The following is a 24,133-nucleotide window of genomic DNA, read 5'->3' on the forward strand; positions in this document are numbered from 1 at the left end:
AACTGAAAGGCTCCGGCATGCAAACCCAGCCCGCCGACGCAGGTACTGGGCGTCTACACGGTAAGTCCGTGCTGGTCACCGGTTCCACGAAAGGTTTCGGAGCGGCCATGGCGGAGCGGTTTGCCGCCGAGGGAGCCAGCGTGGTGCTCACCGGGCGCAGTGAAACCCAGGGTCGGCAGATCGAACAACAGATCACCGACAAAGGTGGTCAGGCACGGTTCATCCAGGCGGACGTCACCGATGAAGCGAGTGTGCGGGAGCTGATCGCCGCGGCCGCCGCGCCCACCGGTCGACTCGACTCCCTGGTGAACAACGCCATGGCCATGGACCAGGTCGGATCGAGCGAACGGCCGATCGCCGACATGGATACCGACGGGTTCGGACGGATCATCCAGGTCGGGATCTACGGGCTGTTCTGGGCCTGCAAGTACGCCATCCCGCAACTTCTCAAATCCCCCGGCGGGTCCATCGTCAACATCTCCTCGCTCGCGGCGGTCGCGGGCATCGCGTCGCTGCCCGCCTACTCGGTCTGCAAGGGCGCAATGGGCGCTCTCACCCGCCAGATGGCCACCGACTACGGCCCACAGGGTCTGCGCGTCAACACCATGATCTGCGGGCTCGTCCTCGGCGACGCACTCGCCGGCGACGTCGCGGCACATCCCGTCGCGGGTCCGAGGATCGCCCAGGCACAGCTCACCCGGTACGGAAACCTCAACGACATCGCCGCAATGGCCACCTATCTCATCAGCGACGAGTCAGGGTTCGTCAACGGAGCGGAGCTCCGCATCGACGGCGGCTGGACCTCCACAGCGCAGTTCCCCCGCCTGTCCGAGATGGTCAGCGGCGCGGACACACCCAGCTCCCGCTGACCAACCTGTCGTGCCTGGCAGTTGACCCTGTGGACCGTGGGCACCGGGCACTAGCGATGCCCACCGTCATGGTGATGGCCGCCGTCCCCGCCGCCGTGTCGGTGACCGCCTTGATGCCTGCCGGGTCCGTCATGGCCACCGTGACCATCGTCGTGGTGACCATCGTGGTGACCATCGCCGTCGTGATGCCCGCCGCCGCCATCGCCGTCGTGGTCGTGGTGGCTCCAGTGGTCGTCGGAGTCACCCGAGTCACCCGAGTCACCCGAGTCGTGCGAGTCATCCGAGTCGTGCGAGTTGTCCGACTCCTCGGTCGGCGAGGCGGCGACCACCGCAACGGGCGCCGGGACCGGCGCGGGTGGAGATGGCGCGGCCGGGTGCGGCATAGTCGCGGAGACCACATCCTGCGTACCGAGTGTCCCCGCGGGACGCACAAACGTCTGGCCGGTAGCCAGGTCGAAGAGGACGAAGTGATCGACCGGACTCGGCGCCGGCTCGACGACCACAAGATTTCTGGGGCTGAAGCCTTCCCAACTTGTCCCGGAGTACAGCGGGACGGGAGGGACCGGAACCGGCGGCCGCAGCGGGTTCCCACTCGCCGCCCGGACCCTCGGCTGGCCCTGCGCATCGACGAGGACGGCGGTTCCGGCCTGTAGGACCGACTGCCGCGCGACGGACTGGCCGTTCTGCCAGACGTAGTCCGTCACCCGGGTGTCCGAACGCAACAGCACCGGAGTGAGGGCGGAGATGAAGGAAGTGATATTCGACGACGGAATGCCCTGCACCTGCGCCCATGCCCCGGCCTTGCTCGGATCGCCCTGCAGGTACGAGACGAGACGAGCGGGTTCGGATCCTGGGCTGCCGGCCGTTCCGGCGTACAGCGACGCGGTATCGCCCAGTGCGCTGTTCACACCGGAACCACCGTCGGCGGCAGTGGTCGTGGCCACGCCGACGGCCGGTGCGGCCAGCGGCGCGGCCACGCTCGGGCTGAACGGGTCGGCGCCGGGCGCGTCGACGGGCAGTTGGAGGATCTGTCCCTGCGCGGCCGGAGCGGCAACGACGCCCGCCGGCTTCTTCAGCAACGCCGGGACGGCATAGCAGAGAACCGCCAGGAGCACCACGACGCCGACCGAGGCCAGGATGACCTGGATCTTCCGGCGGGTTGACCATTCCAAGTCCTCGCGAGAGGGTGGGCGCTCCCGCTCGGACCCCGGCGCCTCACCCATGTTGTCTGCTCCTCGCTCGGATGGACCATCGAGGATGCTCCAGGCTGGTGGTCCGGGCTGGCGGCGCTGTCACCCGGCTGGCTGCAGGAGGCGACAACCTAACAGCGTGTGGGTGAACAAGGGTAGAGCCAGGTGGCAGCTGAAGTGACTGGAGTGACTGAAGTGGAAGAAGAGGCGGAAGTGCTGAGAAGTCATCAGTCACACGCGAAGGCCTCACTGCCCGAGATCCCTACACCCACAGGCCACTCCCCTTCCCCACAGGCAACACGCATAAAGTATTGAACGCGTTCGGTGACGAATCAATTCACTCGAAATCAGGCGTAACTTATTCCAAGTCGTGATCAGTTCTATTTCAGTTAGGTTCCTGTCAATTCCCACCGCGGTCCGTTATGCTGAGAATTGCCGGCAGGGCTCCCCCCTTTGCCGCTGGCAGCCGCTGCGGTCGTCGAGAACCACCGCTGATTGTGAACGGAGATCAACTGTGCTGAAGAAGGCAGGAATCGTGGTGGCAACCGCCGCTGCCGGCCTGCTCGCCCTGAGCCCACTGGCTTTCGCCGGGGACTACAAGGGCGACTCGGACCACCACAGTCACCACCACGACGGTGACAGCGACAGCCATGACGGCAACGACGATGACGACAATGGTGGTGCCAGCTGCCACCAGGACAACAGCGCGAAGGACGAGTCAGACGGCAGGCACAAGCAGGCCGGCCTGATCAACATTCAGGACACCACCGTTCAGGTCCCGATCCAGGCCTGCAACAACAGCGTCCTCGAAGGCGTTCTGGGAATTCTGGCCAAGAACCAGAAGAACTCCGACTCCCACGGCTGAGGCGTGTCCGTACGCCGACACGCCTCAGCTGGGTGGTTCTTCCAGGTATAGGCGAAATCAGCAGTAAGGACGACGGACCTCGATTGTGTAGCCACGCGCTTTCGTTGAGGCGTGGACGCGCACATTCCATCGACCAGCCGCGGTGGGGTGTCTTGGGGAATCGAGGTTCGACGTCCAAGGGGCGGGTGTCCGGGTTACCGGCGCCCGCCCCTTTTTCGGCGTGATCAAGTTCGAGCGCTATCGGGGGTTTCGCCTGCAACTGCCCGGCCCGGCCATTACCAGAGCCCGAGGGTGAAGCTGACCGCCCAGACCAGGGTGATGATGACGTTGACCCGCAGGAACTCCGGCCGGCCCGACGTCGGGGCCGCGAAGGCGAGGGCGACCAGCGCAACGAAGAAGACGCCCGACCCGATCTCGATGATCAGCGCGACCGAACGGGCGCTCGGGGAAGAAGAAGCCGGGGACGGTCTCGCTGGAGAGGTTGACGAACCGCGGCACGCCGAAGCGGACCGCCGCCTCGAGCATGTTGAAGGTCGCCATCAGGTTGTTCTGGAACACGACGTGGGGTGGGTTGTGCGTCGGGTCCGGAATGGCGGATGTACCACGGCGTCGTGCCCGTGCACGATGGCGAACGCCTGGCCGGCCTCGGTGAGGTCGGCCTGTTGGTAGGCAGGTTCGCCGGGCAGCGGCCGCTCGAACACGCCGCGGCCGACGTCGGAGGCCGTGACCTCGTGGCCCGCTTCGGCCAGCGCGGCCGTTGCGGCGTGGCCGACCTTGCCCTGTGCGCCCGTGACAAGGACCTTCATCGACAGTTTCTCCTTCGGTGTCAGACGCTGTCGTGCGGGACGCCGCGCAGGTCGCTGCCGCGCAGGTCGGTGAGGGCCGCGGCGGGATCGCGGACGTACTTCACCATGTCGTTCTCGGTCTGGACGATGTGTGCGTGCATGGCCTGCCTGGCCGCCGTCGGGTCGCCGGTGGTGATGGCCTTGAGGATGTTGTCGTGGTGGGCGATGGCGTGGCGGCGCACCGGTGCGTGCGCCGAGGTCTGGTAGCGGGTGAGCCGCAGGATCTGGGCGAGCGGGTCGAAGATCGCCGCGACGAACGCGTTGTCCGCCGCGTCCAGGATGATCTGGTGGAACGCGATGTCAGCCTGTACGAACCCGCCGACGTCCTTGACTCGCGACGCCCTGCGCATCTCCGCGAGTGAGTCCTCGAGCTTGCCGACGTCCTTCTCGCTGCGGCGGGTGGCGGCCAACTCGGCGACGCCCACCTCGACCAGCCTGCGGGCCTCGATGAACTTCAGCGGCATCAGCAGTGAGTCGGCCTGCGCGGCGGAGCGGGCGATCAGCAGCGTGGGGTCGAGCACCGACCACTCCTCGGTCGGCGCGACGTAGGTGCCCCGCCCCTGCACGACGCGCAGCACCCCCTTCGACCGGAGCGTCTTGACGGCCTCCCGGACGGTCAGGCGGGAGAGACCCGCCTCCTCGGCCAGCTCCGACTCACTCGGCAACGCGGCCCCGGCGGCGTAGCGGCCGGCGAGCACGTCGTCGAGGATCCGCTCGGCCAGGTCGTCCGCCAACGGTCGCCGCACAGTTCCTCCATCAGACGTCAGACGTATAGATGTTTAGGCCGACGAGACTACCGGTGCCTCACCGGCAGGTTCAGCGCAACGGCCAGGATGATCACCGCACCACTGGACACCTGCTGCCAGTACGCCGAGATCCCGAGCAGGATCAGGCCGTTGAGAATCAGCCCCAGCAGCGTGGTGCCCAGCACCGTGCCGAGGATCGACCCCTCACCGCCGAACAGGCTGGCCCCGCCGATGACGACCGCACCGATCGCGGCGAGCTCGTAGCCCGCGCCCGCCGAGGGCTGCCCGACGGTCAGCCGGGCCGTCTCGACGATCGCCGCGCACGCCGCGCACGCCGCGAGGGTGGACGCGACCGTGAAGATGAGGATCTTCGTGCGGCTCCGATCGCGAGGAGACCCTGGGGGAATCCGCTGATCGTCTGGCCCTGGGTGATCCCGAGCGCGAGGCCGCTGGCCATCGCCAACATCCCGAGCGTGACCACAAACGAGGGAATCCGCGTGTACGCCACCACGGTCCCGTTGAAGACCCCGACCAGCGCTCCGACCACCAGCGCCACCACCGAGCCCACGGACAGATCGATAGCGCCGGAGGCACCGAGGATCCGAGATCCGCCTGACCGGTGTGCCGGTCGCGGTTTCCGCGCGGCTCAGATCACAGCTGCGGGACGTGCCCGGCATGAGCGCGAGGACTATTGTTCGTTATGTTCACTAACTAGATCTGCCGAGGACCAGCCAGGTCACCGCGCGCAGGTCGGGGCAGGAGGCCGAAGGTGGAAGGCCCAAGCGCCATACCCAACGGAGGCCCGGGTGACTCCGGGTCCAACAGCCACGGCTCGAACGGCGCGGTGCTCACCGCTCCCCGACGCGAACCGGCCAGCACCACCCCGACCCCACGACCCCCCACCCGCTGGCGCCGCTCCACCAAAATCGCCCTCACCGCCATCGCCGTGGTCAGCCTGCTCGAAACCGCCGCCTTCTCCGGCACCTACTTCCTCGACACCAGCAAATACGTCTCCACCGACAACGCCCAGGTCGACGGCGACAAAGTCGACATCAACGCACCCGCCACCGGCACCATCACCCACTGGACCATCACCGACGGCTCCACCGTCCACACCAACCAAATCCTCGGCATGATCAAAGGCATCGGCGCCGGCCCCCAACCCCAACACCCCATCAAATCCCCCGGCAACGGCACCGTCGCGGTCAACAACTCCGTCAACGGCGAAGTCGTCAACAGCGGCACCGAACTCGCCACCGCCTACAACTTCAACGACATCTACGTCACCGCCCGCGTCGCCGAAACCGACATCAAAGACGTCCACCCCGGCCAACCCGTCGACATCTCCATCGACGCCTTCCCCCACACCCCCGTCACCGGCATCGTCGAAGAAATCCAAAACTCCGCCGCCGGACCATTCAGCTTCTTCCCCAGCCCCGACACCGACCCCAGCAATCCCCAAAAAGTCGACCAATACATCCCAGTCAAGATCGAATTCACCAACACCGGCGGCGCCGCCCTCTCCCCCGGCATGAACGTCACCGTGCACATCCACAAAAACTGACCCGCCGATGCGTTCAGCTCACTATGCGTCATCTCTTCGCGCCAGCCGGCAACGGCGGACGCGGATCGGCGACCAAACGCAAGCGGAACCAACCCCGACTCTTAAGGTAGGTTGACCGGATGCGGACCGCGCCCGAGCTCGGCTCGAATCTCGCTGGTCAGCTGCGCATTTCAGCGCTCCGGTTACTGCGCCGTCTGCGGGCGGAACATACGCCCGACACCTTGTCCAGCGTTCAGTTCTCCGCGCTGAGCTGCCTGTACCGGCATGGCGCCATGACTCCCCGCGAGCTGGCGATCTACGAAGGGGTCCAGCCACCTACGGTAACCAGGCTGATCGCTTCCCTGCAGTCGGCCAAGCTCATCTCCCGGCAGGTCCATCCCGACGATCGGCGCCAACTTCTCCTGCAGCTCACTCCGTCAGGCACCGAACTGCTCGCCGCGACCGACGCCGAGTCCCAGCAGTGGCTAGCCGCCCATCTCGTCGAGCTCACCGACGACGAACGCGCCACCCTCGCCGCCGCGGTCCCTATCATCAACAAGATCGTCAACGACTGACGCGGCTGGCACGGTACACGTCGACGACCCGACAACTCGGCCAAAGCTCAGTTGCGTTACTGCTGACTATGTAACGGCGGCTACTCTCGCGTGGCGGCGCCGGCAGGTGGGTTGTGTTGGTGGTGCGGATCCCCGCTACGCCATCGCGGCACCGGGTGGCGGTGTGGCGGGAGTTGCGGCGAATCGGAGCGGTATCCCTGGGACAGGGGTCGTGGCTGGCGCCGGACGTGCCGGTCTTCGCCGAGGGCATCACGCGGGTGATCGAGCTGGCCCAGCGCGGTGCGGGCGAGGTCGTGGTACTCGAGGCGACCGGGCGCGGCGAGACCGACGCCGCCCGGCTTGTGGTCGGACTGCTGTTGGTGAGCCGCCGGCTGCTGGCGTGGGTCGGGGTTCTCGCCGCGTTGCTGATCGCGTTCTCCCGGCTGTACCTGGGTGTTCACTACCCGCACGACACAGTCGCCGGGCTGGTGCTGGGCGTCGGGGTGAGCCTCGCCGGCTGGCTGGTGGTGCGCGTGGTCCTCACCCGGCTCGCCGCCGGCCTGCAACGCACTCCGATCCGCCCGCTGTTGGCAAGTGGACCCGCGCGGACCAGCGCGGCGGCGCCTGCCACCCCCGTGTCGGGATAGTGACGCGTGAAGCTGTGATCGAGACACCGTCGGACTGGGAGGACCGGCTCGCGCGCTGGCAGAATGAGCTGGAGCTGTTCGAGCAGCTGGACGAGACACCCTGGATCACGCTGGCCAAGCGGAAGCCGAGACCGGCGTTCCCGCTCGGCCCTACGGTCCTGGGACCGCAACGGCGAGATCCAGTCCCGGCTGGTGGACGGCCGAACGGGCCGCAGCGCCTGGTCCAGCTGGACGCGGTGATCGAGCGCGCCGCCACGTCACCGCGCATTCAGCGCAGGGCGGAACGAGAAGTCAGCCTGGAAGCCCAGGTCACTCTGCTACGGCACCGGGTTGACCAGCTTCAGCTGCGGCTCGCGGCGCTGGAGCGGAAGTGACCGGCGCGAGCAGCACCGTGTCATCTGCCTGGAACTGGTGAATAAGTCGCGGTTTTCGGCGGGGCGTTTGGGAGTATTCGATCCATTTTGGTGGGATGAATTCGGGGAGTCCGTCGTGCATGCGGACTTCCCAGTCGGACTGGTGCACCATCCGATGATGCGTCCAACACAACATCACCAAATTGTCGAGCTTTGTCTCACCATGGTGAACCCAGTGAACAATATGATGCACCTCGCAGGAACTCGGAGGCCGATCACACCCCGGATGGGCACAACCACCATCCCGAACCGCGACCGCCCGCCGCTGCGCCAACGTGGCGCACCGTTTCTCCCGCCCCACATCCAGCGGCTCACTGTTCGCCCCGAGCACGATCGGGGTGATCTGGGCGTCGCAGCTGAGCCGGCGTACCTCACCCGGCCCGATGTGCCCGCCGAGCTCGAGGTTCGCCCCGCGCAACCCGGCCTTCAGCGCTTCCAAGCCCATCGTGATCGCGACATGCGGACGCTCGCCGCCCTGTGCGGGTAGCCGGCCTTCGTCGAGGGTGTGCGCGCAGATCTCCCCGAGCGCATCGGCCTGACGCTGGCCGAGGGACTTGTTCTCGTCGGCGGCCGGTTTGAGGATCGCCCCGATCGCCCGGGCCACCGTCTCATACGTCGCCGAGTCCAACTGGCCCTTGATCTTCCCGCCGACACCGTGGCGGGACTTGGCCAGGTGCAGCTCGTTGACCTGCGGATCGTCCTCACCGGGCGGCGCACCATCCTGATCGAGCAGGTCCAGTTCCTCGCGGGCCTTGCGAGCCAACAACTCCGGGCTGTACTGCCGCGCCCAGTCGGCGAACAACACCTCCGCTGCCACCCACTGCTCCACCGTGATCCGCCGCGCGGCATCCGTAGCCAGCACCGACTCGATCACCTCAGCATGCGCCAGATCAATCTCCAGCGCACCCAACGCCATCGCCGTCGCCGGCAACCGAGGCTCCAACACCTCACCCACCAACGACCGCGTCGGAAACACACTGGACGCGACCGCGACCATCCGCCGCCCGTCCCGCGAACTCACCCCGAGCAGATCGCTGACCGCATTCCTCGAGCACGTCCCCCGCTCGAGAAACTCCCCATCCCGATCCAACCCGGCAACCAACATCAACGAGTCGTACTCACATTGGCGCCGCAAAACCTGGTAACTCTTCAACCCATCAATCCGACACTCCGCATCACCGGTGCGTTCGAGTGCGCGCAGCGCGGCCATGGAGTCCATGACCACCCGCCGCGCCGTAACAATCGAACTCTCCGACATACAGCAATTATGTCGAAGGGGTCCGACATTCTTGGGTCGATACCGCCGGCCCCCGAAAAAAGATTTCATGATTTTTTGCGAACCTCGCCGGACGTCCCCGACGCGAGTCCCCGACTCAAGCAAAAATGGTCAGGCTCCCGACGACCTAACTGACTGCTGTCCCGTCCAAAGCATCCTTCAAACGGCGCCCAGCCGCACAAAGCGACGAAGTCATTCGAGCCCGGCTGGCTCCCGACAGAGCACATACGGCAGCCACCCCGAACCACGTACCCCAACGCAGCCACGCCGTTGACTGCTTGACGGCAAAGATGAACTCTGATTCACTCATGAACCGTGATTCATGCTCAACCCCGACGCGGCGTCAGCCCCCGGGTGGCGGCACGACTGGCCGACACCCGGCGCCGGATTCTGGATGCGGCCCGCACAGTGGTCGCGGAACAGGGGTTCGCCGCTGCCCAGGTCGCGGTGGTCGCCCAGCTGGCCGACGTCGCCACCGGCTCGGTATATCGCCACTTCCCGTCGAAGGCGGCGCTGTTCGCCGAGATGCTCCGCTCGGTGTGCGAGCGCGAGCTCGCGGTGGTCCACGCGATCGCCGCCGAGACCGACCGCGGCGCGGCCGAGCGGGTCGGTGACGCCGTCGCCGCCTTCACCGACCGGGCGCTGCGGGGCCAGGGCCTGTCCTACGCGGTGATCGCCGAGCCGATGGACCGCGAGGTGGACCAGGTCCGGCTCCAGGCCCGGGCCGACCTCGCCGAAGCCTTCACCGGTCTGATCGAGGAAGGCATCGCGGCCGGCGAGATCGGAGAGCAGGACTCCCGTTCGCGGGGGGCCGCGATCGTCGGTGCCATGCTCGAGGCCCTGGTCGCTCCGCTCGCCGAAGCCAGCGAGGTCGAGCGGCACCGGGCAGACCTGCCCGCCGAGATCGGCCGGTTCTGCCAGGCGGCCATCGGGGCCGTCACCACCACCTCGCGGGCGGCCACCGACCCGACCACTCCCCCGCGCCCGGCATCGACACCGCCGGCACCCGCTCAGAAAGGACGAACATGACCCACCCCGTCCCGATGATCCCGGCGGGTCCGGCAACGTCGACGTCAGCGGAGTTCAACCAGGTCGCCGACCTCACCGGCGTCAACGCGTTCACCGGCGACGCCATCGCATCAGGCGTGCTGGACACCCACGCACCGTGGGCGCGCCCGGTTGCCGAGGACCTCGGCGCGAAGGTGTGGAGCCCGGAGATCCTCGGCGCCGCTCGGGACGCCCACCGGCATCTGCCCGAGCTGCGTACCCACGACCGGCTCGGCACCCGCCTGGACGTGGTCGACTTCCACCCCAGCTACCACACGCTGATGAGTACCGCGTTCCGCGCCGGTGTGGCCGGATTGTCCTGGGACACGTCCGAGTCCGGCGCGCACCTGGCCCGCGCGGTGCAGTCCTACCTGTGGAACCAGGTCGACGGCGCGACGGCCTGCCCGACCGGGATGACCTACGCGGCGGTGCCGATCCTGCGCGACACCCCCGAGCTGGCCGAGTTCGCCGCGCGCGCAGCCGTGCTCGACTACGACGGGGCCTACGCGCCGATCGGTGAGAAGCGGGCCGGGACCATCGGCTATGCGATGACCGAGAAACAGGGCGGGTCGGATCTGCGCGCCAACCGCACCATCGCCCGGCCGGTCGCCGGGCGCGGACCGGGCCGGCCGTACCTGCTGGAGGGTCACAAGTGGTTCTGCTCGGCGCCGATGAGCGACGGGTTCTTCACCGTCGCGCAGACCCAGGCCGGCGTGAGCTGCTTCTTCGTGCCGCGCTGGCGGCCGGACGGCACCCCGAACGGCTTCCACCTGCAACGACTCAAGGACAAGTGCGGCAACCGAGCCAACGCCTCAGCCGAGATCGAGTACCACGACGCCCACGCGATCCTGGTCGGCGACGAGGGCCGGGGCATCCGCACCATCCTGACCTCCTCGGACTACACCCGGCTCGACTTCGCGGTCGGCTCCGCCGGGCTGATCCGCGCGGCCCTGTCGCAGGCGCTCAGCCATACCGACCAGCGTGTTGCGTTCGGATCGCGTCTGACCGACCTGCCGACCATGACCGGTGTGCTGGCCGACCTGGCGCTGGAGTGGGCCGCCGCCGCGCATCTGGGGTTCCGGGTCGCCCGGACCGCGGACAGCGACGACGAGTCCGAGCGGCTGCTGGCGCGGCTATTGACCCCGGTGGGCAAGTACTGGAACTGCAAGCGCGCGCCGATCGTGGTCGAGGAGGCCATGGAGTGCATCGGCGGCAACGGCTACATCGAGGAACACCCGATGGCGCGCTACTACCGCGAGGCGCCGCTGAACAGCATCTGGGAGGGCACCGCCAACATGATGGTGCTCGACGTGCGGCGAGTGCTATCCCGCGAGCCCAAGGCGCTCGAGCCGCTGCTCGACGAGGTCCGCCTGGCCGGCGGCCAGAACCGGCATCTGGACCGGGCACTGGTCGACCTCGAACGGCTCGCCGCCCACCCCGACCCGTCGGGACGGCGGCTGACCACGATGATCGCGCTCACCGTGGCTGGTGCCCAGCTGGTCCGCCATGCGCCCGCCGCCCTCGCCGACGCGTTCTGCGCCTCCCGCCTCGGCGGGGACTGGGCGCCGACCTTCGGGACCCTCCCGTCGGGGGCCGACGTCGCCACCATCGTCGACTACGCACGCCTGCACTAGGGAGCGCGGAGCCGAGATCAGTGGCCGCTACCGGAGAGCCAGCCCGCGATGGCCGAACCGATCTCCTTGCCGGAGTCCTCCTGTACGAAGTGCACGCCGCTGACGGTGATCTCGGTCTGGTCCGGCCAGGTGCGGCAGAACTCGCGCTGGGCACCGGTCAGGATGGCGCCGGGCTCGGCGTTGACGAACAGCTTGGGCAGCCCCGGCGTGTGGGCGAGCCAGTCCGCGTACGCCGCGCACACCTCGACGACCTCAGGAGGCTCGCCGCCGATCGGTATCTGTCGCGGCCAGACCAGCGTGGGGAGCCGGTCCTCGCCGGGCGCGGCGAACGGCCGGCGGTACTCGTCGAGTTCGTCCTCGCTCAGCGCGCGCAGCACCGACCCGGGCAGGATTCGCTCGACGAACATGTTGCGCTCCAGGATCAGCTGCTCGCCGTCCGGCGAACGCAGGCTCTGGAACATCGGCCGTGCGGCGTCCGGCCAGGCATCCCAGTCGGCGTACGGCGCCACGATCGCCTCCATGTAGACGATTCCGCGCACCCTGTCCGGATGCCGCCTCGCCCAGTCGAAACCGAGCGCACTGCCCCAGTCGTGCACCACCAAGGTGACCTCGCCCGTCACGCCGAGCGCATCCAACAACGCGTCCAGGAACTCGCGGTGCCGCACGAAGGTGTAGCGCGCCGGGTCGTCGGCCGGGAGCTTGTCCGAGTCGCCCATCCCGATCAGGTCCGGCGCGATGCACCGCCCGAGCGACGACAGGTCCGGCAGCACCGAGCGCCACAGGAACGACGACGTCGGGTTGCCGTGCAGGAAGACGATCGGGGCACCGCTGCCCTGTTCGACGTAGGCCATCCGGCGCCCCAGGACCTGCGTGTACCGCTTCGACGCCCGCCACTCTCCGGCACTCATCGTTGCCTCCGTGAACTAGTCTGAGCCTAATGTGACATGGAGATTACAAAACTTGGCCAGGATTCTGCAATGACCGACTCAGAAATATCTCGACGTAAGCCTGGGCGCCCGAGGGCCTTCGACGAGGCTGTTGTGCTCGGCGCGGCCATGCGGCTGTTCTGGCGCAACGGCTACAGCCGGGTGTCGGTGCCGGACATCTCCGCTGCCACCGGGCTGTCCACCTCCAGCCTGTACAACGCGTACGGCCCGAAGCTCGACCTGCTCGTCGCCGCGCTCGACCACTACTCGGACACCGTGCTGGACGGCTACATGCTCGGGCCGCTCGCGCGCGGCGCCGACGGTCTCGCCGACATCGATGCGTTCCTGGACCGCCTCGCCGCCGCGGTCGAGAGCGCCCACCCCTGGGGATGTCTTGCCGTCAACACGATCGCCGAGTTCCGGGATCCGCCGGCCGAGGTGGCGGCACGGACCGCGCGCTACCGCAACCAACTGCACCGGGGCCTGCACGCGGCGCTCTCCCGCGCGTCCGGCCTCGGCGAGGTCCCGGCTGACGCGGTGGACCGGCGGGCCGACGCGCTGGTGCCGATCGTGGTCGCCTTCAACCTGCTCGTGGTCGCCCGCGCCCCGGCTACCGAGACCCACGACCTGCTCGCCGCCGCGCGCACCCTGGCCCACGGCGGACTGCCTTAGGATCGCTCGCCCCGAACGATCTGACGCGGTCGCGGTGCACGGCCTGTCGCTCACCCAGTTCGAGTCCTAGACACCGCTGGCCCGGCCGCGGCCGTTCCCACTACTTCGGTGGGACAACAGCACTGCCGGCAACCGCGGCCGGCGGCAATTCGCCGGGAGGAGCAGTCGAGCCGGGGCGCACCAAGGGAAGGGTGACCCGAGCCGCGGTGATCGTGCTACCCGATCTGTGACCGGTTACTCGGGCGATCGTTCCAACGGTGAACTGGCCACGGTTCGCCGGGTGCTCCTTGGTGCCGAATTTCGTTTTATCGGTAATCACTACGGTGTAGATCTTTCCCTTTTTTGATTTTATGGTCCAATTTGGACCACTTTGGGCAGTGATCTGGCCAGTGAGGTGCGGCCTGGGTTTGTGCGGGGGCGCCGGTGCGGCCGCGATTGATCCACTGAACTGCGACGATGAAGCTGACGCTGATGTCGTCGGTGCCGGCGGCGAGTGAGCGCAGCTCGAGAGGGCGAGCATCAAGGTCGCGGCACCGAGCGCCACGGCCACGCCGAAGCGGCAACGCCTCGTCCCGGCGCTCACCGGCTCGGCAGACGTATCAACGCGCTCGGAAATTTCCCGCATACGGTTCATTTGCTTACCTGTCCCTTGGCCGGAGCAGGGTGGCCTGAAGAAGGTCGGCGTCCAAAAATTCGACTGCTGACCGCGCGCCCGGCCACTCCCGATGATTGTTCGAGAATCAGAACTAACGCGAGGAGAACCGTGTCACCGCGGCGGCGCCGAAGCGATGGGGGCCACCCCCGGACCGTAGCGCGCTGTCCCTAGGGCTCGGGTAGGGCCAGCCCTCCGGTGGAGACACCGCGGCGCGGCTGGACCTGCCGCGGGCGGTCGGCCTTGAGCGGATCGCGACCAGCGAGCAGGACTAGGAGGGTCCTGAATGATGCCGCTCGTCGCGAGCGGTGATCCAGTTGGATGCGTCGCAAGGCTTGTGTCGTTCTCGGAGTGGCCGATACCGCTGTTGTATCGGCCGCGACGACGACGCCGCGAGGCGCCGACTGGGCGCCGCGCAGCAGAGCATGCATCGTTCAGGACGCTCCTAGCGCGGCGTGTCTTGTGGCCGCGCGCCGCACGTTACCGGTGCGCACCTCGAGGCGCGCACCGCACGAGGATCTACTCCGCGCCTTCCCACGGCTGGGTACGCCGCGGGCCGCTCGGCCGCCAGACCGTGTGGGGTAGCTCCTCCTCGACAACACGTGGCCCGCCGCGCAGCACCCACACCAACGGGTCGCCGATCAGCCGGGTCACCGCTGCCCCGTGCGACAACCTCACCTCACCGCCCCGGGAACTGACCTGCACGACGATCTGGGCCGCCTCACCCGCATCACCGATGAGTCGGTCACCAAACCTGATGGTCGACGCATGCACTCGTACCTTGATCAACAGAATCGAACCTTCAATCTCTCAACCCGCACCGCCGGCTCATGCCAAAACCGATCACGCGGCTACTCTTACCGCGATCGCTCGAGCGACGTCACGAGGTGTCACGTCAGTGGTGTCGACTACCTCAGCGTGCTCGCGCAGCCACGACAACGCCACTCGATAGTCGCGCAAGTGTTGAAGACGCCAACGGCGGTTGCCGGGCGTGTCCCGCTCAATTCTGTGCACCAACGTCTCCCGGTCCGCATGCAACAGGAAATGACGGGTCGGGATGTCTGCCGCGGCGAGCCCGTCACGGATCTCCACCCAGTACCGCCGTACCAGGACGGTCTGCGGGATCACCAAGGTGCCACCCACGTAATCGAGGACCTGACGCGCCGTTTCCACCACGAGCCCGCGCCACGGCGGCCAATGCTGGAAATTCCCCACCGCGGGCAGGTTCGGAATACGCCGCAGCAGGTAACCGACCTCTTCAGCATCGAACAGCCGCGCTCCCGCGAGCAACTCGACCAGTTCACCGGCGGTGGTCGTCTTACCCGCCCCGAACGTCCCGTTCAACCACACGATCACCGGCCCACCCCACCAGCCCAGCATGACATCCTGCCCGGGGCACCGCACGCTTGGTTCGGCCGACGGTTTCCGCTGGTCAGCGAAGGGACGCGGTCGCTTCTCGATACGGTCACTTCTCCTGGTGATAGGCCTCGGTCACGTCCGACGGAATACGACCGCGGTCGGAGACCTTCATGCCACGCTTGCGCGCCCACTCCCGAATCGCCTGGTTCTGCTCCCGATCCACCGAGGCGGCACGCACCGGAACAGCGACTCCGTTAGAGTGGCTCGTCCGCCCAGCCTTGCGCGCCGCGCCCACGTAGTTGGCAAGCGCATCCCGCAGCTTGCCGGCATTAGTGCTCGAGAGGTCGATCTCGTAGGACTTGCCATCCAACCCAAACGTGACTGTCTCATCCGCCTGCGAGCCAGACAGATCGTCAACCAGCGAAACCGTAACCTTCTGCGCCATTTGGCGATCCTCCACAAGCGACCCGGGGCGAAACATCCGCACACACTTCGATTCGGCAAGAACGCGAATCCTGTTCGGGACGCTACCCAGAATTCCGGAGCTTGTCGAATCTTCTCAGCTCACGACAACCCGATCAGGGCGCACAGCCCCGCCCATCGACGAGACGCAACCGAATCCCATTCCGAGCCCGCACCAATCCCGACGCCGCACCGCTCACACAGACAGCACAACGGCCGTGACCGCGCCGAAGTTCCGCGCGCTATTCGAACGGCAGGTTCGGTACGACCTGGCCGAAGCCGGACTGCCGGCACGGGAGGGGGCGGACGTGTCACACCGGCGACGCCCAGGAGCACCGCGGTCACCACTCCTACCCCGAGTGACCGGGTGCGGACCGCATAGGCCCCGGCAACCACGGTGGCGATGCCGTACGCCGCGACGAGCAGGTACCCCGCGAGCGTTCCGAGCAGGCCATAGGAGTGTTCCGCGCTGGTGACTAGCACGCCACCCATGCTGAGGACCAGATAGATGACGGCGAGAACCGCGACGGCGGTCGTCGGGGTTCGGCGCGTGCGGTGCACCCGAGCGAACGCACGCGGCAGGACCGCGTCCCGCGCAAGCGTGTAGAGGGTGCGAGTCGTACCGGCCATGATGCCCAGGCTGGAGCCGAAGAAGCTGACACCGACGCCGAGGTCGATGACCCGGGGGCCCGGCGGCGAGTTGGATCGCACCCAGCTTCGCGCCACGGACACCGCGCTGCCCGGCGAGCAGTGGCTCGCGGTGCCCGCCGACGTGCTGGTCCCGGCGGCCGCGTCCTATGGCATCGACGCCGGCAACCAGCACCGGGTGGCCGCCTCGGTGATCGTGGAGCCGGCCAACATGCCGGTCACCCGGGACGCCGAGGACGCGCTGCGGGAGCGAGGGATCGTCATCTCCCCCGACTTCGTGGCGAACTCGGCGACCAACGCATGGTGGTGGTGGGTGCTGTTCGGCGACATCGACGGGAGCGCGGCAGAGTCCTTCGCCAGGATCAGCGCGCGGATCGGGGCGCTGAGCGAGCAGATGTTCGAGCACGCCGAGCGGCACGGCATCAGCCCACGTGCGGCGGCCCTTGCTGTTTCCAGCGAGCACCTCGACGACATTTCCCGGCGCTTCCCCGCTGTCTGATGCGGTTCTGTGAACTCGGCCGAAAATTTTAGCTCTATGCCCGCCGAGAACCCCAAACGACACGACGGTTCAACCTAGATTTCTCATCTTATTCAACCGGGTCACGAACGACAGCGGCGAGCAATTGACGATTACTCTCCGAACACGAGGTTGACCCGGACCAGTGGTTTAAGGCCAACCCGCCTCTCCCCCGAGCCTCCTGATCACCCCCTGTATCCCGCGACAGGCACATCGCCGCCCGGCGACGGGCCATTATTTGTCGATCGAGTAGTCATTCTTCACTTGCGTTACTTTGACCGCACCAGTCACGTTGATCACCCGTAAGCCCTCCGCGGCCGGCACTGGACCGACGGAGCTAATTCACCGAAGGGAGAAGCGCATGCTGAAGAAGATGATCATCGTTTCCTCGGCAGCTTCCGTTGCCATGCTCTGTGGAGTCGGCATCGCCAGTGCTCACGAAGCTGGAGACGGCAGCGGCAGCACCAACTGCACGTCGAACGACAGCATCCACCAGAGCAACAAGGGACACCAGCTGGTGGGTGGCAACGTCGGCGCTCAGGACGCCACGACCAACGTCCTCGGCGCGCAGGCCGCTCGACCCGCGGGCGTCTGCCCGAGCGTGGCGAACAACAACCACCTCTGAGGACACTCAGAGTTGCTAGTGTCCCGGCGGCCGGATTGGGGTGGTTGCCGGGACACTGCCGCGTCCGGGGCAGAGATCCCGCAGCGTCCCGCACGTCACAGGGTGCTCGGGACCGGTGCCCTGCGCACGACGTCGACCAGCGAGAGATCGGTGATCTTCAAGCTCGGTGAGACCGGCAGCGTCAGCGCGGACACGCTCATGAACGGGTTCAGGTGGACCCAGCCCCAACTACGCAGTGCTTCGCGGATGCTCTGAGCGGCCGGCTCACCGGCCAGGTGCAGCGTCCAGCCGCCAACCCGGGGCGGCTCACACCGGGCCCGCAGGGCGGCGACCAACTGGCTCGGCCACAGGCGTTGGTGCACATCGACCGAACCGTTCAGCACGCCAGGACACTAGATGACGTTGCACGACCAGTGGCTCGACCAGTCGACAACCGGGTCCGACGAGGGATCAGGCAGCGCTCGATCCCAATGGATGCCGAAGTATCCGGGTCCGAAATTTCGGCCGACCGCCCACACGGTGTTGGCTATCCCCATCTCCAGGTTCCGTGTCATCGTCGGACCGCCATCGCTGATCCTGCCCTTGAACTGCTGGCATCGCCTCGGCAGGGCATGCCCGTCGAAGCACAGCTCGACCAGGTACAGCGGGATGGGGCGCAGGAAACAGCGGGAGATGGACTCGGTCCGCTGGGCCGGGTCCCCGGCATCCGGCGGACTGTAGATCTGGTACTCGATCCGGATGGTCTCGCCCCTGCGCAGGGCGCGTTCGAACACGAGTTCGCCGGCGATGAGCCCCTGAGCCGCGTTGCCGGCTACCCGGCCGGGCTCGCAGTTGCGGAGGTTCGTCACGATCGGCTGGTGTCTGCCCGCACGGCCGTTGTAACCGAAGGCGAACAGGCACCGGTCGACACCGTCCTGCTCCGCGCGCATCGTCTGTGAACAGAGCGTGGAGCGAATCAGGCCGTCAGGACCAACCGTGACCCGGTCGCGCTGGTTGAGCCGGCGGAGCGACGTGTCTGACGTGGTGGGCAGGTCCGACAACAGGTCGGCGAAGTTGGGATTGTCGGTCCACAGGTCGGTGATCTCGGGGAGCCGCTCGGCGCTGGCCCGGCTGTCGCGCCGGGTCGACGAGCCCAACAACGCGCTCAGCGAGTCGGCGGGCAGTTCAAGGATGCCCTCGATGACTTTCAGGGCGCGCAGCGATTCCGGACGCTCGGGGTGGCGATGGCCGGACTGCCAGTAGCTCAGGGTGGCGATGCTGATCGTGATTCCGTGTTGCCGGAGCCGGTCCCGGATGCGGTCCAGGCCCAGGCCGCGGGCCGCGATGGCCGCACGCAGCGCCGGGGCGAACGGACCCAGTCGAAGGACCTCAGCCAGGTCCTGACCGCCGATGTCCCGCTGCGCGCTCGCTGTCGCAGTTCGCATTGGCATGTTGCCTCTCGCCACCGTCGAGTCAGATCAGGAGCTAGATCACTTTCTGTAGTCGAGCGGCTGCTTCTTGTGAGATCAGTACACCAAATGGGCCACGCCAACGTTACGCCGTTCGGCACAATGTCAACCTGTGACTCCGCTCATGTGAGCTGACGGTCGGAGGCCTCGCGGACGGCGTCGGGGGCCTCGATGGCGGTGATCGAGCCCATCTCGCTGCGGCGCGCGGAGCTCTTGAAGGTCAGGTGCCGCTGCAGGCTGGTGCGTACGGCCGCCGCGTCGAACGGGGTGCCGTCGGCGAACCGGATGCCGGTGCGGACCCCGAGCGTTACGGTCAGGCCGTCCGGGGAGATCGTCGGCAGCCCGGCGGCGAGCTGCGGGACGATGGCTCCGCTCGCGTCCAGGTCGTAGAGCTTCTCGCAGATCGAGGTCATCACGTACCGCGTGTACAGCGAGGTCGACGTTGTCGGGTCGAGCTTGTCCGGCTCGTTGGACAGACCCATCACTGTGGAGAATGAGTCCACCGTACGTTTTGCCGGGACCGCTCCGGTGTCGATTGAGTAACGTACTGTTGCGCAATTACACCGCGTTATCGGAAAACGCTGGCTAACGACCGGCCGCGTATCCCTGCATTCCTCGCGGATTGGCTCCGGCGGCCAGCACCCCGGTGCTCGGATCCCGAGCCACCGCGCAGAGTCGACCCTCTGACCAGGGCTCACCCACGCTGACCTGATGCCCACGGCGCCGGAGCTCCGCAATCGCCGGCTCTCCGACACGCGATTCAACGACGACGCTACCGGGACTCATGTCGCGCGGATAGAACGAACTCGGAAAACTATCGGTATGCCAGTTCGGTGCATCTATGGCGCCCTGCAGGTCGAGTCCGTTCCGCACTTTCCCGCGCAGCGCGACGGCGAGCAGGAAATGTACCGTCCATTGGTCCTGCTGATCACCGCCGGGCGTTCCGAACGCCATGACGGGCTCGTCGTCGCGCAATGCCAGGGACGGGCTCAACGTGGTGCGCGGGCGCCGGCCCGGAGTGAGCGAGTTGGGCAGACCGGGTTCCAGCCACGCCATCTGCAGCCGGGTACCGAGCGGGAACCCGAGCTCGGGCACCACCGGGTTGGACTGCAGCCACCCACCGCTGGGGGTCGCCGCAACCATGTTGCCCCAGCGGTCGACGACGTCGACGTGGCAGGTGTCGCCCCGGGTGCCGCCGTCCCTGGCGACCGTCGGCTCCCCCGCCCCGACCCCGCTGAGCACCGGACCCGTGCCACTCGCCGCCCGCAGCGCCGCCTCGGGGAGCCGAGGCTCGCGGCCGTCGGGGCTGCCGGGGCGCAGGTCGACGGACGCGTGCTCGCCGACCAGCGCACGGCGGGCCGCCGAATACTCGGGCGCGAGCAGTGCGTCGAGGGTGACATCCGCGGCCGGGGCGTCGCCGTACCAGGCCTCCCGGTCCGCCATCGCCAGCTTCGTGCCCTCCACGAGGGTGTGCAGGTAGTCCGGGGTGCCGTACTCGAGCCCGTCCGGGAGCAGGGCGAGCTGCTGCAGGAACACCGGTCCCTGGCTCCACAGCCCGGGCTTGGCGATCGTCCAGCCGTTCCAGGTGAAGGTGGCCGGCTCCTCGTACCCGGCCTCGAACCCCGCCAGGTCAGCCGCGGTGAGCGTGCCCGCGTGCCGCTCTCCCGAGGTGTCCATGGTGGGCCGCGCGGCGAACGCGGCGAGGTACTCGGCGACGAACCCCTCGCGCCACACGCGGCGGGCGGAGTCGATCTGCGCCTCACGGCTGGACCCGGTCGCTTCCGCGATCAGCCGGCGCCAGGTACCCGCCAACGCCGGGTTCCGCAGCAGCGCGCCCGGCCCCGGCGGCCGCCCGTCGGCGAGGTAGACGGCGGCGGAGGTGGTCCACTCGGTCTCGAACAGTTCCTGGACGGTGCCGATCACCTCGCCGATCCGGTCGACGGCGGGATGGCCGTGCTCGGCGTAGCCGATCGCGTACCGCAGGACGTCAGCCAGGGACTTCGTGCCGTGGTCACGCAGCAGCAGCATCCAGGCGTCGAACGCGCCGGGCACGGCCGCGGCGAGTGGCCCGGTGCCGGGCACCAGGTCCAGGCCGAGATCGGTGTAGTGCTCGACGCTCGCGCCGGTCGGCGCCGGCCCCTGTCCGCACAGCACCTGCACCCGCCCGCCCGCTGGGGCCAGGATGATCGGGACTTCGCCACCGGGACCGTTGAGGTGGGGCTCCACCACGTTCAGCACGAACCCGGCCGCGACCGCCGCGTCGAACGCGTTTCCGCCGTCCTCCAGGACCGCCGTCGCCGAGGCCGAGGCCAGCCAGTGCGTCGAGGAAACCATGCCGAACGTGCCCTGAAGGGTCGGCCGGGTGGTGAACACAGGGGCGCCTCCGCTCACATATGAGAGTTCCAGTCAGTGAACACTCGAACCGACCGTTGCGTCCAAGACATCTATGACACCACACCCATAGCTACCGACTATCGGCGAGCGGTTAAGAAGGACGCATGGAGCGCCGCCAGCTGGAGTACTTCGTCGCGGTCGTCGAGCACGGCGGATTCAGCGCGGCGGCCCGTGCCCTGCACGTCGCCCAGCCCTCCCTGTCCCGCTCGATCGGCAACCTGGAGCACGAGCTGGGGGTCGGACTGTTTCACCGGGCCGGCCGCACCGCGGTGCTCAGCGCGGCGGGCGAGTCTCTCGCGGACCGGGCCCGGCTGGTGCTGCGTGACCTGGACGCGCTGCGCGCGGCGGCTCGGGCGCTGGGCGAGGGCATCGCGGGGCGGGTCGAGGTGGCGGCCACGTCGTCGTCGGGAATCGAGCCGGTGACCAGTGTCGTTGCCGAGCTGCGCGAACGCCATCCGGGCGTCACCGTCAGCACGACCTCCGCACTGTCCGCGGCCGAGGTCGTGGCGATGGTGCGCGACGGCCGGTGTGAGGCGGGGGTGTGCGGCAGCGCCGAACGGCCCGCCGGGCGCGGTTTAGTCGCGCACCACCTGCGGGACGAGGAGCTCTTGTTGGTGGTGCCGCCCGGCACGCTCTCCGGCGCCGGGCCCTCGGTGCGCCGCGAGGTGCTGCACGGCATGCGGTTCGTCGTGCCAGCACCGGCAACGGCGGTGCGGGCCCTGTTCGATCGGCTCTCCGGCAGCGTCGGCGGGATGACGGTTGCGGCGGAGGTCGGCGACCGCGGCATGGTGCTGCCGATGGTGCTGCGCGGGATCGGTGCCGGCCTGATGCCCGACGGCTGGGCCGACCTCGCCCGCCGCGCCGGTGCCGGCGTCTACCACTTCGACCCGCCGGAGTTGCTCCCTCAATGGCTCGTGCACCGGGCGGGCGGGATGACCGCCGCGGCGCGGGCCTTCGTCGACACGACGCTGGCGAGCGCGCGCTGACCCTCGCCGTGTTGCTTCAGTGCAGAGCCGCGATGGCCTCGACCTCGACGAGCTGGTCGGGGTAGCCCAACACCGCAACGCCCAGCAGGGTGGACGGTGCGTCGTGGTCACCGAAGCAGCGCCTGACCACCTCCCAGGCTGTCACCAGGTCCTCTCGGCGCTGGCTGGCGACATACACGGTGGTCTTGACGACGTCGGCCAGGCCGGCACCGGAGGCCCGCAGTGCGATAGTCAGATTCGCCATGGCCTGCTCGGTCTGTCCGGCAACGTCACCCACCGGCGCGATCGTGCCGCTCCTGTCCAGCGGACAAGCGCCGGCGGTGAAGACGAGTGTCGAGACCTCGTGCGCCACGGCGGCGTACGCGTACTGGGCACGGTCGGTGAGCTCGGGCGAACGGATCAGTTCACGGGGTTTGTTCAGCGGCAGCCGACGCCGACCCAGGAGAAGCCGGCGCGGCGTAGGACGTCGGGGTCGAGCAGGTTGCGGGTGTCGACCACGGTGCGGGTGGCCGCGACCCGGGCCAGCGCCGGCCAGTCCAATGCCCGGAACTCCGGCCATTCGGTGAGCACCACGATCGCGTCGGCGTCCTTCGCGGCGGTCATCGCGTTGTCGGTGACCGCGATGCCGTCGGTGAACCCGGGCACCGGGGCGGGGCAGCCGGGGTCGAACCCGGTCAGCTCGGCGCCCTCGGCGAGCAGGTCGGCGGCCACCGCGAGCGCCGGGGAGTCGCGCAGGTCGTCGGTGCCGGCCTTGAAGGTCAACCCGAGCAACCCGATCCGCTTGTCCGCCAGACGGCCGCCGACCGCACCGCGGATCTTGTCCACCATCCGCCCGCTCTGCCGCTGGTTCGTCTCCAGCGACGCGGTGAGCAGCGGGAAGTCGAAACCGGCGGCGTCGGAGATCTGCATCAGCGCGTGGGTGTCCTTCGGCAGACACGACCCACCCCAGCCCGGGCCGGGCTTGAGGAACGACTGCCCGATCCGCTTGTCGTAGCCCATGCCCTCGGTGACCTCGTGCACGTCGGCGCCGAGCCGCTCGCACAGCTCGGCCATCGCGTTCACATACGACAGCTTCATCGCCAGGAAACAGTTCGCCGCGTACTTGACCATCTCCGCGCTGGCCGCGTCGGTCAGCAGCGTCGGCGCACCGAGCCGGGAGTACAGCGCGGCGACCCGCTCCGCGGCGTCCTGCTGCTCACAGCCCACCACGATCCGGTCCGGGTTGAGGAAGTCGTGCACCGCGCTGCCCTCACGCAGGAACTCCGGGTTGGACACCACCGCGATGTCGCGGCGCCCCAGCAGCTGCTTGGTCCGCGCCGCGGTGCCGACCGGCACGGTCGACTTGTTCACCACCACACACCCGCGCGGCAACAGGTCACGCACCTCCTGCGCGACCGCCTCCACCGCGGCCAGATCAGCGGCACCACCCTCACCCATCGGGGTGGGCACACACAGGAACACCACCTCGACCGGATCATCAGTGCCGTTGAGAGAGCCGCCGTCCGGAGCAGCACCGACCGGCGCGACAGCGTCACGGGCACCGACCACGAAACTCAACCGCCCCGCCGCCACCCCCTCCGCGACCAGCTCACTCAGCCCCGGTTCCAGGATGGTGACGTCACCGTCACGCAACCGGGCGATCTTCTCCGCGTCGATGTCGGCACACACCACCCGGTGGCCCAGCGACGCCAAGCAAGCACCCGTGGTCAGACCCACGTACCCGGTGCCGATGACAGCGATACGACGAACGAACATCATGCTCCTTCAGGAGTGGGGCCGGAGGTGTCCGGTGCGGTTGCAGGGTCTGTGTGGTTG

At 68.1% G+C, this 24,133-nt stretch carries 28 protein-coding genes and 1 pseudogene; 12 read left to right on the forward strand and 17 right to left on the reverse strand.

Annotated features, from left to right (window positions below; genetic code table 11):
* The first annotated feature begins 17 nt into the window (after nt 1–17).
* Nucleotides 18–869 carry an SDR family NAD(P)-dependent oxidoreductase gene (locus tag ACTXG6_RS30680; RefSeq protein WP_445182888.1) on the forward strand — a complete coding sequence of 284 codons (852 nt, stop codon included), beginning with the start codon at nt 18–20 and terminating at the stop codon, nt 867–869.
* Between the two features lie 50 nt (nt 870–919).
* Here ACTXG6_RS30680 and ACTXG6_RS30685 read toward each other — a convergent pair whose 3' ends face one another.
* A complete protein-coding gene (locus ACTXG6_RS30685; RefSeq protein ID WP_445182889.1) occupies nt 920–2,092 on the reverse strand; it encodes a DUF6777 domain-containing protein in 1,173 nt (390 codons plus the stop codon).
* Between the two features lie 481 nt (nt 2,093–2,573).
* On the opposite strand from ACTXG6_RS30685, the gene ACTXG6_RS30690 reads away from it, so the two are divergent.
* Nucleotides 2,574–2,924 carry a hypothetical protein gene (locus ACTXG6_RS30690; RefSeq protein ID WP_445182890.1) on the forward strand — a complete coding sequence of 117 codons (351 nt, stop codon included), beginning with the start codon at nt 2,574–2,576 and terminating at the stop codon, nt 2,922–2,924.
* A gap of 237 nt (nt 2,925–3,161) precedes the next feature.
* On the opposite strand, the gene ACTXG6_RS30695 is transcribed toward ACTXG6_RS30690, so the two are convergent.
* From ACTXG6_RS30695 to ACTXG6_RS30710, 4 genes and pseudogenes are all read right to left on the reverse strand, one after another.
* Nucleotides 3,162–3,464, reverse strand: a complete 303-nt coding sequence (locus tag ACTXG6_RS30695; RefSeq protein ID WP_445190141.1) for a hypothetical protein — start codon at nt 3,462–3,464, stop codon at nt 3,162–3,164.
* Nucleotides 3,464–3,730: an NAD-dependent epimerase/dehydratase family protein gene (locus tag ACTXG6_RS30700; protein WP_445182891.1), complete on the reverse strand. Its 267-nt coding sequence runs from the start codon at nt 3,728–3,730 to the stop codon at nt 3,464–3,466. Before ACTXG6_RS30700 ends, ACTXG6_RS30695 begins: the two co-directional genes overlap by 1 nt.
* A 20-nt stretch (nt 3,731–3,750) precedes the next feature.
* Nucleotides 3,751–4,515, reverse strand: a complete 765-nt coding sequence (locus ACTXG6_RS30705) for a FadR/GntR family transcriptional regulator (protein ID WP_445182892.1) — start codon at nt 4,513–4,515, stop codon at nt 3,751–3,753.
* 47 nt (nt 4,516–4,562) lie between these two features.
* A pseudogene (locus tag ACTXG6_RS30710) lies at nt 4,563–5,083 on the reverse strand (ABC transporter permease).
* A 201-nt stretch (nt 5,084–5,284) separates the two neighbouring features.
* Here ACTXG6_RS30710 and ACTXG6_RS30715 point away from each other — a divergent pair.
* The 4 genes from ACTXG6_RS30715 to ACTXG6_RS30730 all read left to right on the forward strand — a co-directional run bounded on the left by ACTXG6_RS30715 (nt 5,285) and on the right by ACTXG6_RS30730 (nt 7,633).
* Nucleotides 5,285–6,079 (forward strand): efflux RND transporter periplasmic adaptor subunit, encoded by a 795-nt coding sequence (locus ACTXG6_RS30715; protein WP_445182893.1) that lies wholly within the window; start codon nt 5,285–5,287, stop codon nt 6,077–6,079.
* A gap of 119 nt (nt 6,080–6,198) precedes the next feature.
* Nucleotides 6,199–6,633 (forward strand): MarR family winged helix-turn-helix transcriptional regulator, encoded by a 435-nt coding sequence (locus ACTXG6_RS30720; protein ID WP_445182894.1) that lies wholly within the window; start codon nt 6,199–6,201, stop codon nt 6,631–6,633.
* A 113-nt stretch (nt 6,634–6,746) separates the two neighbouring features.
* Entirely contained in the window at nt 6,747–7,259 is a 513-nt protein-coding gene (locus ACTXG6_RS30725) for a Chromate resistance protein ChrB (protein WP_445182895.1), read from the forward strand.
* A gap of 14 nt (nt 7,260–7,273) precedes the next feature.
* Nucleotides 7,274–7,633, forward strand: coding sequence for an excisionase (locus ACTXG6_RS30730; RefSeq protein ID WP_445182896.1), 360 nt, complete (start codon nt 7,274–7,276; stop codon nt 7,631–7,633).
* On the opposite strand, the gene ACTXG6_RS30735 is transcribed toward ACTXG6_RS30730, so the two are convergent.
* Nucleotides 7,569–9,053: a DUF222 domain-containing protein gene (locus tag ACTXG6_RS30735; protein WP_445182897.1), complete on the reverse strand. Its 1,485-nt coding sequence runs from the start codon at nt 9,051–9,053 to the stop codon at nt 7,569–7,571. The two genes, ACTXG6_RS30730 and ACTXG6_RS30735, sit on opposite strands and share 65 nt — an antisense overlap.
* A gap of 249 nt (nt 9,054–9,302) precedes the next feature.
* On the opposite strand from ACTXG6_RS30735, the gene ACTXG6_RS30740 reads away from it, so the two are divergent.
* Together ACTXG6_RS30740 and ACTXG6_RS30745 are read left to right on the forward strand one after the other, a co-directional pair.
* On the forward strand, nt 9,303–9,977 hold the full coding sequence (locus tag ACTXG6_RS30740; protein ID WP_445182898.1) for a TetR/AcrR family transcriptional regulator: 675 nt from the start codon (nt 9,303–9,305) through the stop codon (nt 9,975–9,977).
* A complete protein-coding gene (locus ACTXG6_RS30745) occupies nt 9,974–11,629 on the forward strand; it encodes an acyl-CoA dehydrogenase family protein (protein WP_445182899.1) in 1,656 nt (551 codons plus the stop codon). The genes ACTXG6_RS30740 and ACTXG6_RS30745 overlap by 4 nt, the downstream gene beginning before the upstream one ends.
* 17 nt (nt 11,630–11,646) lie before the next feature.
* Here the strand turns inward: ACTXG6_RS30745 and ACTXG6_RS30750 are convergent, their stop codons facing one another.
* Entirely contained in the window at nt 11,647–12,537 is an 891-nt protein-coding gene (locus tag ACTXG6_RS30750; RefSeq protein WP_445182900.1) for a haloalkane dehalogenase, read from the reverse strand.
* A 69-nt stretch (nt 12,538–12,606) separates the two neighbouring features.
* Here ACTXG6_RS30750 and ACTXG6_RS30755 point away from each other — a divergent pair, with 69 nt between their 5' ends.
* Complete coding sequence (locus ACTXG6_RS30755; RefSeq protein ID WP_445182901.1) at nt 12,607–13,227, forward strand: TetR/AcrR family transcriptional regulator; 621 nt, start codon at nt 12,607–12,609, stop codon at nt 13,225–13,227.
* A 1,171-nt stretch (nt 13,228–14,398) separates the two neighbouring features.
* Here the strand turns inward: ACTXG6_RS30755 and ACTXG6_RS30760 are convergent.
* From ACTXG6_RS30760 to ACTXG6_RS30775, 4 genes are all read right to left on the reverse strand, one after another.
* A complete protein-coding gene (locus ACTXG6_RS30760; protein ID WP_445182902.1) occupies nt 14,399–14,668 on the reverse strand; it encodes a hypothetical protein in 270 nt (89 codons plus the stop codon).
* 54 nt (nt 14,669–14,722) lie between these two features.
* Nucleotides 14,723–15,259: an AAA family ATPase gene (locus ACTXG6_RS30765; protein ID WP_445182903.1), complete on the reverse strand. Its 537-nt coding sequence runs from the start codon at nt 15,257–15,259 to the stop codon at nt 14,723–14,725.
* Between the two features lie 85 nt (nt 15,260–15,344).
* A complete protein-coding gene (locus ACTXG6_RS30770) occupies nt 15,345–15,683 on the reverse strand; it encodes a histone-like nucleoid-structuring protein Lsr2 (protein ID WP_445182904.1) in 339 nt (112 codons plus the stop codon).
* 119 nt (nt 15,684–15,802) lie between these two features.
* Complete coding sequence (locus ACTXG6_RS30775; protein ID WP_445182905.1) at nt 15,803–16,426, reverse strand: amino acid permease; 624 nt, start codon at nt 16,424–16,426, stop codon at nt 15,803–15,805.
* Here ACTXG6_RS30775 and ACTXG6_RS30780 point away from each other — a divergent pair.
* Together ACTXG6_RS30780 and ACTXG6_RS30785 are read left to right on the forward strand one after the other, a co-directional pair.
* Nucleotides 16,311–16,847, forward strand: a complete 537-nt coding sequence (locus ACTXG6_RS30780; protein ID WP_445182906.1) for a hypothetical protein — start codon at nt 16,311–16,313, stop codon at nt 16,845–16,847. The two genes, ACTXG6_RS30775 and ACTXG6_RS30780, sit on opposite strands and share 116 nt — an antisense overlap.
* Nucleotides 16,848–17,226: 379 nt before the next feature.
* A complete protein-coding gene (locus tag ACTXG6_RS30785) occupies nt 17,227–17,490 on the forward strand; it encodes a hypothetical protein (protein ID WP_445182907.1) in 264 nt (87 codons plus the stop codon).
* A 95-nt stretch (nt 17,491–17,585) separates the two neighbouring features.
* Here the strand turns inward: ACTXG6_RS30785 and ACTXG6_RS30790 are convergent, their stop codons facing one another.
* The 4 genes from ACTXG6_RS30790 to ACTXG6_RS30805 all read right to left on the reverse strand — a co-directional run bounded on the left by ACTXG6_RS30790 (nt 17,586) and on the right by ACTXG6_RS30805 (nt 21,311).
* A complete protein-coding gene (locus ACTXG6_RS30790) occupies nt 17,586–17,873 on the reverse strand; it encodes an adenine deaminase C-terminal domain-containing protein (protein ID WP_445182908.1) in 288 nt (95 codons plus the stop codon).
* Nucleotides 17,874–17,882: 9 nt separating this feature from the next.
* Nucleotides 17,883–18,914, reverse strand: coding sequence for a hypothetical protein (locus ACTXG6_RS30795; RefSeq protein WP_445182909.1), 1,032 nt, complete (start codon nt 18,912–18,914; stop codon nt 17,883–17,885).
* 146 nt (nt 18,915–19,060) lie between these two features.
* Nucleotides 19,061–19,441, reverse strand: a complete 381-nt coding sequence (locus ACTXG6_RS30800; protein WP_445182910.1) for an ABC transporter substrate-binding protein — start codon at nt 19,439–19,441, stop codon at nt 19,061–19,063.
* 82 nt (nt 19,442–19,523) lie between these two features.
* Nucleotides 19,524–21,311, reverse strand: coding sequence for a gamma-glutamyltransferase family protein (locus tag ACTXG6_RS30805; protein ID WP_445182911.1), 1,788 nt, complete (start codon nt 21,309–21,311; stop codon nt 19,524–19,526).
* Between the two features lie 125 nt (nt 21,312–21,436).
* On the opposite strand from ACTXG6_RS30805, the gene ACTXG6_RS30810 reads away from it, so the two are divergent.
* Complete coding sequence (locus tag ACTXG6_RS30810; protein WP_445182912.1) at nt 21,437–22,318, forward strand: LysR family transcriptional regulator; 882 nt, start codon at nt 21,437–21,439, stop codon at nt 22,316–22,318.
* 16 nt (nt 22,319–22,334) lie between these two features.
* Here ACTXG6_RS30810 and ACTXG6_RS30815 read toward each other — a convergent pair whose 3' ends face one another.
* Both ACTXG6_RS30815 and ACTXG6_RS30820 read right to left on the reverse strand, forming a co-directional pair.
* Nucleotides 22,335–22,853, reverse strand: a complete 519-nt coding sequence (locus tag ACTXG6_RS30815; protein ID WP_445190142.1) for a RidA family protein — start codon at nt 22,851–22,853, stop codon at nt 22,335–22,337.
* Entirely contained in the window at nt 22,736–24,073 is a 1,338-nt protein-coding gene (locus ACTXG6_RS30820) for a UDP-glucose dehydrogenase family protein (protein WP_445182913.1), read from the reverse strand. Before ACTXG6_RS30820 ends, ACTXG6_RS30815 begins: the two co-directional genes overlap by 118 nt.
* Nucleotides 24,074–24,133 lie beyond the last annotated feature (60 nt).

The organism is Pseudonocardia sp. Cha107L01 (assembly GCF_052566575.1).

Bases quoted from the DNA above. Each gene is read 5' to 3' on its own strand.
- ACTXG6_RS30680 (WP_445182888.1), top strand. From the start codon at position 18: ATGCAAACCCAGCCCGCCGACGCAGGTACTGGGCGTCTACACGGTAAG.
- ACTXG6_RS30685 (WP_445182889.1), bottom strand. From the start codon at position 2,092: ATGGGTGAGGCGCCGGGGTCCGAGCGGGAGCGCCCACCCTCTCGCGAG.
- ACTXG6_RS30695 (WP_445190141.1), bottom strand. From the start codon at position 3,464: ATGGCGACCTTCAACATGCTCGAGGCGGCGGTCCGCTTCGGCGTGCCG.
- ACTXG6_RS30700 (WP_445182891.1), bottom strand. From the start codon at position 3,730: ATGAAGGTCCTTGTCACGGGCGCACAGGGCAAGGTCGGCCACGCCGCA.
- ACTXG6_RS30720 (WP_445182894.1), top strand. From the start codon at position 6,199: ATGCGGACCGCGCCCGAGCTCGGCTCGAATCTCGCTGGTCAGCTGCGC.
- ACTXG6_RS30745 (WP_445182899.1), top strand. From the start codon at position 9,974: ATGACCCACCCCGTCCCGATGATCCCGGCGGGTCCGGCAACGTCGACG.
- ACTXG6_RS30750 (WP_445182900.1), bottom strand. From the start codon at position 12,537: ATGAGTGCCGGAGAGTGGCGGGCGTCGAAGCGGTACACGCAGGTCCTG.
- ACTXG6_RS30755 (WP_445182901.1), top strand. From the start codon at position 12,607: ATGACCGACTCAGAAATATCTCGACGTAAGCCTGGGCGCCCGAGGGCC.
- ACTXG6_RS30765 (WP_445182903.1), bottom strand. From the start codon at position 15,259: ATGCTGGGCTGGTGGGGTGGGCCGGTGATCGTGTGGTTGAACGGGACG.
- ACTXG6_RS30770 (WP_445182904.1), bottom strand. From the start codon at position 15,683: ATGGCGCAGAAGGTTACGGTTTCGCTGGTTGACGATCTGTCTGGCTCG.
- ACTXG6_RS30785 (WP_445182907.1), top strand. From the start codon at position 17,227: ATGCTGAAGAAGATGATCATCGTTTCCTCGGCAGCTTCCGTTGCCATG.
- ACTXG6_RS30795 (WP_445182909.1), bottom strand. From the start codon at position 18,914: ATGCGAACTGCGACAGCGAGCGCGCAGCGGGACATCGGCGGTCAGGAC.
- ACTXG6_RS30810 (WP_445182912.1), top strand. From the start codon at position 21,437: ATGGAGCGCCGCCAGCTGGAGTACTTCGTCGCGGTCGTCGAGCACGGC.
- ACTXG6_RS30820 (WP_445182913.1), bottom strand. From the start codon at position 24,073: ATGTTCGTTCGTCGTATCGCTGTCATCGGCACCGGGTACGTGGGTCTG.